Raw genomic sequence first — 8,119 nt, 5'->3', positions numbered from 1 at the left:
TTTTTGAAGATCATTGACACACGTAATCAAATCCCGCGCTAAATCAGCCCAATATTGTAAATAGTCTTTGTCAGCAAATTCCCAGAGAGTTTGATAATCGCGTAAATTGCCGATATTCGCTTGTTGACTAAAGGCATCACTGGGTTTAAAGATTCGATTTTCTTTCAGCATAGCATCTAAATGTTGCATCGTAATCTCCTTTCTAAAAGTGCGGTTTGATTAGTTTTTACACATTTACAGTATAGTAACGATACACACTCTGCAAGTATTGTTAATAAAATGTTAAAGATAAAGATCACATTTTTGAAAATTTATTGTGCCAACGTCAGGCTGAACAATGAAAAGTGCGGTCAGAAATGGATTTTTTAACTGATTTTTTCTGTTATTAACGGCATAATAAGAAAAATTGAATGCCATTCAAGGAAAGTTATGCAATACGGTCAGTTATATATTATTTCCGCACCGAGCGGGGCGGGTAAATCTTCACTTATCGCAGCCCTACTTGACACGTTACCTGCAGGGAAAGCGAAGGTTTCTATTTCTCACACTACACGAGCACCACGCCCAGGTGAAATTGATGGCGTGCATTACTATTTTTGTGATGTAGCTAGTTTTGAACAACGCATTGCTCAGGGACTTTTTTTGGAATATGCCAACGTATTTGAACATTACTATGGCACCTCTCTTCCGATGATTGAAGAGAATCTGGCACAAGGGATTGATGTATTTTTGGATATTGACTGGCAAGGCGCACAGCAAGTGCGTCAAAAAATGCCAAATTGTAAAAGCATTTTTATTTTGCCGCCTTCTCTGGTTGAGCTTGAGCAACGGTTAAAAAAACGTGGACAAGATAGCGATGACGTGATCGCGAAACGAATGCAAAAAGCTATCTCGGAAATGACGCATTATGCAGAATATGATTATGTGATTATAAATGATCAATTTGATCACGCATTAGCGCAATTGAAGGCGATTTTGCAAGCAGAAAAATTAACGCTGTCTGCACAACAAAAAAATCATGCCGCTTTAATTGCACAATTACTAGCGAAATCATAATAGCTTTAGTATGATATAAGATCCTAAAAATTATTATCTCAACGGAGAACAGTATGGCACGTGTTACAGTGCAAGATGCAGTAGAAAAAATTGGTAATCGCTTTGACTTAATTTTAACCGCAGCTCGTCGTGCGCGCCAGTTGCAAACCAGTGCGAAAGAACCGCTTGTTGAACCTGAAAATGATAAGCCAACCGTCATTGCGTTGCGCGAAATCGAAGAGGGTTTAATCAATAATGATATTATGAATAAGCAAGAACGCTTTGAGCAATTAGAACAAGAAGCGGTTGAGCTGCAAGCTGTATCATTATTGTCGGCGAATAACGAAGACGCATAATCATTGAGTTGCAAGTAGGTGTTGATTGTATCTTTTTGAAAGTTTAAATCGCATTATTCAAGGCTATTTGCCACCAGATCAAATTGAACTGGTGCGTCAAGCCTATATTGTTGCACGTGATGCCCATGAAGGGGTTACACGTTCTAGTGGTGAGCCTTATATTACCCATCCAGTGGCGGTGGCGTCTATCATCGCTGAGATGAAACTGGATCACGAAGCGGTGATGGCGGCATTACTGCATGATGTGATTGAAGATACACCTATCACGCAAGCCCAATTGACCGCACTTTTTGGTGAAAGTGTCGCTGAAATTGTAGAAGGGGTGTCGAAGCTTGATAAATTAAAATTTCGCACCCGTAAAGAAGCGGAGACAGAAAATTTCCGCAAAATGATTTTGGCGATGACCAAAGATATTCGTGTGGTGTTAATTAAACTGGCTGACCGCACGCATAATATGCGAACACTTGGTGCACTCCGCCCTGATAAACGTCGCCGTATTGCCCGTGAAACACTAGAAATTTATGCCCCATTAGCCCATCGCTTAGGGATTGAACATATCAAAAATGAGCTAGAAGATCTTGGCTTTGAGGCTCTTTATCCTAATCGCTATCATGTCTTGCAAAAAGTGATCCAAGCTGCACGCGGCAATCGTAAAGAAATGATTTTAAGCATTGCCGATGAAATTCGTGGCAGGCTTACAGAGGCGGGCATTCCTGCACGCGTGTTTGGACGAGAGAAACACCTTTATTCCATTTATCAGAAAATGCGTTTAAAAGAGCAGCGTTTTCATTCCATTATGGATATTTACGCTTTTCGTACCATCGTGGATAGTGTGGATACGTGTTATCGTGTTTTGGGGCAAATGCACGGACTATATAAACCACGCCCAGGCCGTGTGAAAGATTATATTGCGGTACCCAAAGCCAATGGCTATCAATCTCTCCATACCTCAATGATCGGGCCACATGGTGTGCCAGTTGAAGTACAAATTCGCACAGAAGATATGGATCAAATGGCCGAAATGGGCGTTGCCGCCCATTGGATGTATAAAGAAGGAACTGAAAGCAAAGGCACTACGGTGCAAATTCGGGCGCAACGGTGGCTACAAAGTTTGATTGAATTACAGCAAAGTGCGGGTAATTCGCAAGAATTTATTGATAGTGTGAAATCAGATATGTTCCCTGATGAAATTTATGTTTTCACACCAAAAGGGCGTATTGTTGAATTACCAACTGGCGCAACGGCAGTTGATCTTGCGTTTGCGGTGCATTCTGATATTGGACAAATGTGCATTGGTGCTCGAGTTGATCGTGTTCCTTACCCCCTTTCACAACCACTGGAAAGTGGGCAAACAGTTGAAATTTTAACCTCGCCACAAGCTCGCCCAAGTGCGGGTTGGTTGAATTTTGTGGTTACAGCGAAAGCCCGTTCTAAAATTCGTCAAACGTTGAAAAATTTGCGTCGAGATGAATCCATTACATTAGGCAAACGCCAATTAATGCACTCCCTTTCACCGTATAAACTGGCAGATATTGAGCCATCTCGCGTGCAGGCGTTATTAGAGGAGCTGCACCTTGCCAGTGTCGATGATTTATTGGCGGAAATTGGGCTGGGTAATCGCATGAGTGCAGTCATTGCCCATCGTCTGCTGGGCGAAAAAATAGAAATTGACACCGACGGCATTCCAAATAACAGCAAAGATGAAAGCCTTGTTATCAAAGGTGCGGAAGGCTTGTTAATTAGCTGTGCGAAGTGTTGTCATCCTATCCCAGGTGATCCTATCGTGGCATTTGTTAGCCCGGGTAAAGGGTTAGTCGTGCATCACGAATATTGCTCAAATATTGTGCATGAAAAGCAAAATGAACCGCAACATTTTACGCCAGTTGAATGGGAAAAGAGCGAAAATACCGTTGAATTTGATGCAGAATTGCGGATTGAAGCGGTCAACCAGCAAGGCATTTTAGCTCGTTTAACCAATGAAATAGCGAGCACAGGTTGTAACATCAAAAGTATTGCCACCGAAGAAAAAGAAGGGCGTGTATATTTTATTACCTTGCTGATTGCAGTACAAAATGTGGATAAGCTCAATCAGGTGATTAAGAAACTCTTAAACGTTACAGGGGTAATAGAGATTGCACGTAATATCAATGAGTAACCTATGGCAGGTCAATTGCTAGATGCTATACCGCTGACCGCACTTTCGGGTGTCGGCGCGGCAATGGTAAACAAACTGGCTCGTTTGCGTATTCACAACGTACAAGACCTGCTATTTCACCTGCCAATGCGTTATGAAGACCGCACTCGCGTGACCGCACTTTGTGATATTCTCCCAGAGCAATATGCAACCGTAGAAGGGATTGTGCAAAGCTCCGATGTCGCATTTGGGCGACGTGCGATGCTACACTGCGTGATTTCTGATGGCTCAAGCAAGCTCATGTTGCGCTTTTTTAATTTCAACGCGGGCATGAAAAACAGCCTGCAAGCAGGGGTACGAGTTAAGGCGTTTGGAGAAATCAAACGTGGACGCTTTATGGCAGAAATGCACCATCCACATTATCAAATTATTCATAATGATAAGCCCCTTGCATTAGAAGAAACGCTTACTCCTATCTACCCAAGCACAGATGGCCTTCGTCAAGCCACTTTGCGCAAATTAACAGATCAAGCCCTAGCCCTGCTAGCCAGTACACCTGTTAATGAGCTACTGCCAGCAGACCTTAACCCACATAATATCAGCTTGAAAGATGCGCTCTTATTTCTTCATCGTCCGCCACCAAGTGTTATGTTGAGTCAACTTGAAGAAGGGCAGCTGCCCGCTCAGCAACGCCTGATTTATGAAGAATTGCTAGCACACAATGTGGCGATGCTCCAAAGTCGTGCACGTATGCGTCGTCTAAATACCGCCGCACTTTATACCACGGATAAATTGTATCAACCCTTTCTTGCGCAGTTGCCGTTTCAACCTACGCGTGCACAGTGGCGAGTAAGCCAAGATATTCTCAACGATCTGGCGAAAACTGAACCTATGATGCGATTAGTTCAAGGCGATGTGGGCTCAGGTAAAACGTTAGTCGCAGCCCTTGCCGCCTTGGTTGCGATTGAAAATGGCAAGCAGGTGGCGTTGATGGCACCCACAGAAATCCTCGCAGAGCAACATGCACAAAATTTTCGGCGTTGGTTTGAACCATTAGGGATTGAGATCGGCTGGCTGGCGGGCAAAGTTAAAGGTAAAGCGCGCAGTGAGGCGCTTGCAAAGATAAAGTGCGGTCAGGCGCAAATGGTGATCGGTACACACGCCTTGTTTCAAGATGATGTGGAGTTTGCTGATCTGGTGCTCGTTATTATTGACGAACAACACCGTTTTGGCGTGCATCAACGCTTGATGTTGCGTGAAAAAGGGCTTAAAGATCATCTTTATCCGCATCAATTAATTATGACGGCAACGCCTATCCCTCGCACGCTTGCAATGACGGTCTATGCCGATCTTGATACGTCCATTATTGACGAGCTTCCACCAGGGCGTACGCCGATTCAAACCATTGTGGTCAGTGAACAGCGGCGTGATGAAATAGTTGCCCGTGTGCAGCAAGCGTGTGAGCAGAATAAACGCCAAGCCTACTGGGTGTGTACTTTGATTGACGAAAGCGAGGTGCTGGAAGCACAAGCTGCTCAAGCCACCGCGGAAGATTTACAACGCGCTTTACCGAATTTACGCATAGGCTTGGTGCATGGGCGGATGAAACCGCAAGAAAAACAAACCATTATGCAGCAATTTAAACAAGGTGAGCTGGATTTATTAGTTGCAACCACAGTCATTGAAGTGGGGGTGGATGTGCCAAATGCCAGTTTGATGATCATCGAAAATGCCGAGCGGTTAGGGCTTTCACAGCTGCATCAACTACGTGGTCGAGTCGGTCGTGGCAGTGTGGACTCATACTGCGTGCTGTTATATAAAACCCCGCTGGGCAAGGTATCCAAACAGCGTTTGCAAGTCATGCGTGAAACACAAGACGGCTTTGTCATCGCTGAAAAAGATTTGCAAATCCGTGGTCCTGGTGAAGTGCTGGGCACAAAACAGACGGGGGTGGCAGAATTTAAAATTGCCGATCTTATGCGTGATCGCAGGCTGATTCCACTCGTGCAACACAATGCAAAATCCCTGATGGCACAGTATCCGCACTTGGCACAGCCGCTTATTCAGCGTTGGTTAGATGATAAAACGATATATGGCAATGTCTAATGTTTTTGCACACGCACAGTGGCAGGATAACGTCGGCACAGTAAATGCCATACCGCCAGCGGTGCGGCATTGGCTATGTTCTAGCACATCCCTTACGGCGATGTTAAAACAAAAGTGCGGTCAGTTTCAGGTTACTGTTGAAAATGAAGGCTGGCTGACAGACCTTTTTTTGCATGAAACCGCACTTTTGCCACGATGTGAACGATATTGGGTGCGTGAAGTCACCTTGCTAGGCGACGGTATGCCTTGGGTTTTTGCCCGCACCGTCATTCCTGCTAGCACGTCATACGCTTTTCCACAATTATTGACATTAGATACCACTCCACTGGGTGAATTTTTATTTCAGCATAATGGCGTGCGCGGCGCACTGCAATGGAGTAGAATAGCGCACATGTATGCTCGCCGTTCTTGCTTTCATCTTGGCGAACAGCCTTTGCTGGTCAGCGAGCTTTTTTTGCCTGAATTTAATTTTAACCCATGACGAAACCGAATAGTATTCTTGTGTTTGACTCTGGTGTGGGTGGTTTTACGATTTATCGCGAAATCAACGCCCTCTTACCCGATTGGCATTATCTCTATTGCAGCGACAACGCCTTTTTCCCCTATTCTGAAAAGCCAGAGCAAGCGATTATTGACCGCACTTTAGCGATTTGTCAGCGGATGATGCAAGACTATACTATCTCGCTCATTGTCATTGCGTGCAACACAGCCAGCACGGTGGTCTTACCCGCATTGCGTCAAGCGTTTCCAGATGTCAGCATTGTTGGCACTGTACCTGCCATCAAGCCTGCTGCAAAAGTTTCACAAACCAAAACGATTGGATTGCTTGCCACCAAAGGCACGGTAACACGCCCATACACGCAGCACTTAATTGACCAATTCGCGCTTGACTGCGAGGTGCTACGCCTTGGCACAACCGAGCTGGTACAATTGGCAGAAGATAAATTGCACGGCAAACCTATCCAGCCGGCACAAGTGCAAAGTGCGGTCAGTGCGTGGGCGGATAAACCGCACTTAGACACGGTGATTTTGGGCTGTACTCACTTTCCTTTTCTCAAACACGAATTGGCGCAAGCCTTGCCCCAGGTTAAGCATTTCATCGATTCAGGTAAAGCTATCGCCGCACGAGTGCAATATCTCCTCAAAGATCAAAAGCCTTATCTTGTTGGAGAAAATTGTGTATATTATACTCAACCGCTTGGCGACGAGCAGCCACTGCGGGCGTGCTTAGCGCAAATGGGCTTTACGCAGCTGCGCCACCTCTCACTTTGATAAAAGTGCGGTCAGCACAAGGAGGCAATATGCAAAAAAACAAGACGTGGTTATGGCAATTTGGCTTTATCACACTTATTGTCGCAAGTATGGCGATGTTGCTCTATTCGTGTGTCAGTAGTATTTGTTATAACCCTAATGGATGTCAAAAACCAACGTATAATCCCAGCTACACCACGAATGCACCGATGACCGTGAAAGGTATTTCGCTACCGATTGGTAGTGTGATTTATTATGATCAAGAACTCAGCTCCCCGAAAGTACTATCAAAACCAATGGCAGAAAAACGCATTGATTACATTAAGTTTCCCAAAGGCAGTGATGTTCGCTGGGCGGGTGTGCCCATCGTCATGCTCGATCGTTTTTTCAACTCTGAAATGCGTGGCTTTAGCGTGCATCCTGATTGGGAGCGATTCAAACAGCCACGCAATACGTTTGAAAAGATGTGGCACAAATGTGCGGACGATCTGGGCATTTTAGTGAAAAGCCTAGATGATTGGTCGTTTAATCGTAACAATATTGAGGACATCTCATCGTGTAGTGTTGTTTATCAACGTGGCGTTGATGCGCGGGGTGAGTTGTTTCTTGATGCCATGAAAAAAGCGATGTTTAGTTATGATTGTACGGCATGCGACGAAGTCAAAGTGCGGTTCAAAGAGTGAGGAAAATGATGAAAAAAACATACCGAATGATGATTTTTACTGTGGCAAGTCTCTTCTCAATAATTACATCGGTTAAAGGTAATGTCGTGCCGTGGGTAACGGCACCGCCAACATCGTGGGATGTGCAAGACACAGCACAATTGCCACGCTTATCGAATAGTGCAACCGTTGAAACGGTACTTGACAGCCTCACGCGCTATTTTCAGCCACAATATATTGAGGCGCAGCGTTACATGATCAATGTGATCAAAGGTGGAGGAGAAGCACCTACATTTATCATGCTCAACATTATCACGGATGGCGAAATGGATGATAGTGTGCGGGGAATATGGCGACAAATTACGCTAGAAAATCATCAAGGCTGGGTGGCACAAGACTATCGGGTGGCTTATCGTTGCTGGCGAGGTACCATAGCGTCTCAAGAAAACTACGCCCAAATGCGTTGTAATTAACCATGGCGTGCATGTTTTTACACCAAGTTGTTGATAAAAAGCGCACTTAATTATTTTTGTAAAAAAAAGGCTTGCGAAATGCGAGTAGCGTACTATAATGCG

The 8,119-nt window shown here is 44.8% G+C and carries 9 protein-coding genes; 8 read left to right on the top strand and 1 reads right to left on the bottom strand.

Annotation, left to right across the window (positions count from 1 at the left end):
* Positions 1 to 189, bottom strand: a 189-nt coding sequence (locus HPC40_RS09270; RefSeq protein ID WP_208119220.1) for a hypothetical protein, incomplete at its 3' end; no start/stop codon positions are given.
* 240 nt (positions 190 to 429) lie between these two features.
* Here HPC40_RS09270 and gmk point away from each other — a divergent pair.
* Genes gmk through HPC40_RS09230 form a run of 8 tightly spaced genes read left to right on the top strand, consistent with a single transcriptional unit; the run spans position 430 to position 8,017 of the window.
* Positions 430 to 1,056: a guanylate kinase gene (gene gmk, locus HPC40_RS09265; protein WP_208119219.1), complete on the top strand. Its 627-nt coding sequence runs from the start codon at positions 430 to 432 to the stop codon at positions 1,054 to 1,056.
* Between the two features lie 53 nt (positions 1,057 to 1,109).
* Positions 1,110 to 1,391 carry a DNA-directed RNA polymerase subunit omega gene (rpoZ, locus tag HPC40_RS09260; RefSeq protein WP_208119218.1) on the top strand — a complete coding sequence of 94 codons (282 nt, stop codon included), beginning with the start codon at positions 1,110 to 1,112 and terminating at the stop codon, positions 1,389 to 1,391.
* A gap of 25 nt (positions 1,392 to 1,416) precedes the next feature.
* Positions 1,417 to 3,546 (top strand): bifunctional GTP diphosphokinase/guanosine-3',5'-bis pyrophosphate 3'-pyrophosphohydrolase, encoded by a 2,130-nt coding sequence (gene spoT / locus HPC40_RS09255; RefSeq protein ID WP_208119217.1) that lies wholly within the window; start codon positions 1,417 to 1,419, stop codon positions 3,544 to 3,546.
* Between the two features lie 3 nt (positions 3,547 to 3,549).
* Positions 3,550 to 5,631 carry an ATP-dependent DNA helicase RecG gene (gene recG, locus HPC40_RS09250; RefSeq protein ID WP_208119216.1) on the top strand — a complete coding sequence of 694 codons (2,082 nt, stop codon included), beginning with the start codon at positions 3,550 to 3,552 and terminating at the stop codon, positions 5,629 to 5,631.
* Positions 5,624 to 6,112 carry a chorismate--pyruvate lyase family protein gene (locus tag HPC40_RS09245; protein WP_208119215.1) on the top strand — a complete coding sequence of 163 codons (489 nt, stop codon included), beginning with the start codon at positions 5,624 to 5,626 and terminating at the stop codon, positions 6,110 to 6,112. The genes recG and HPC40_RS09245 overlap by 8 nt, the downstream gene beginning before the upstream one ends.
* Positions 6,109 to 6,903: a glutamate racemase gene (gene murI, locus HPC40_RS09240; RefSeq protein ID WP_208119214.1), complete on the top strand. Its 795-nt coding sequence runs from the start codon at positions 6,109 to 6,111 to the stop codon at positions 6,901 to 6,903. Before HPC40_RS09245 ends, murI begins: the two co-directional genes overlap by 4 nt.
* Positions 6,904 to 6,932: 29 nt before the next feature.
* The gene (locus HPC40_RS09235; protein WP_208119213.1) at positions 6,933 to 7,565 is read left to right on the top strand and encodes a hypothetical protein; all 633 of its coding nucleotides are present in this window, start codon (positions 6,933 to 6,935) and stop codon (positions 7,563 to 7,565) included.
* 8 nt (positions 7,566 to 7,573) lie between these two features.
* On the top strand, positions 7,574 to 8,017 hold the full coding sequence (locus HPC40_RS09230; RefSeq protein WP_208119212.1) for a hypothetical protein: 444 nt from the start codon (positions 7,574 to 7,576) through the stop codon (positions 8,015 to 8,017).
* Positions 8,018 to 8,119: the final 102 nt, after the last annotated feature.

Source organism: Spirabiliibacterium falconis (assembly GCF_014885015.1).
In the GTDB taxonomy this organism is placed as follows: Bacteria; Pseudomonadota; Gammaproteobacteria; order Enterobacterales; family Pasteurellaceae; genus Spirabiliibacterium; species Spirabiliibacterium falconis.
The sequence above is the reverse complement of the archived record's forward strand: the minus strand, read 5'-3'. Positions and strand labels throughout refer to the sequence as shown.

Bases quoted from the DNA above. Each gene is read 5' to 3' on its own strand.
- gmk (WP_208119219.1), top strand. From the start codon at position 430: ATGCAATACGGTCAGTTATATATTATTTCCGCACCGAGCGGGGCGGGT.
- rpoZ (WP_208119218.1), top strand. From the start codon at position 1,110: ATGGCACGTGTTACAGTGCAAGATGCAGTAGAAAAAATTGGTAATCGC.
- recG (WP_208119216.1), top strand. From the start codon at position 3,550: ATGGCAGGTCAATTGCTAGATGCTATACCGCTGACCGCACTTTCGGGT.
- HPC40_RS09245 (WP_208119215.1), top strand. From the start codon at position 5,624: ATGTCTAATGTTTTTGCACACGCACAGTGGCAGGATAACGTCGGCACA.
- murI (WP_208119214.1), top strand. From the start codon at position 6,109: ATGACGAAACCGAATAGTATTCTTGTGTTTGACTCTGGTGTGGGTGGT.
- HPC40_RS09235 (WP_208119213.1), top strand. From the start codon at position 6,933: ATGCAAAAAAACAAGACGTGGTTATGGCAATTTGGCTTTATCACACTT.
- HPC40_RS09230 (WP_208119212.1), top strand. From the start codon at position 7,574: ATGAAAAAAACATACCGAATGATGATTTTTACTGTGGCAAGTCTCTTC.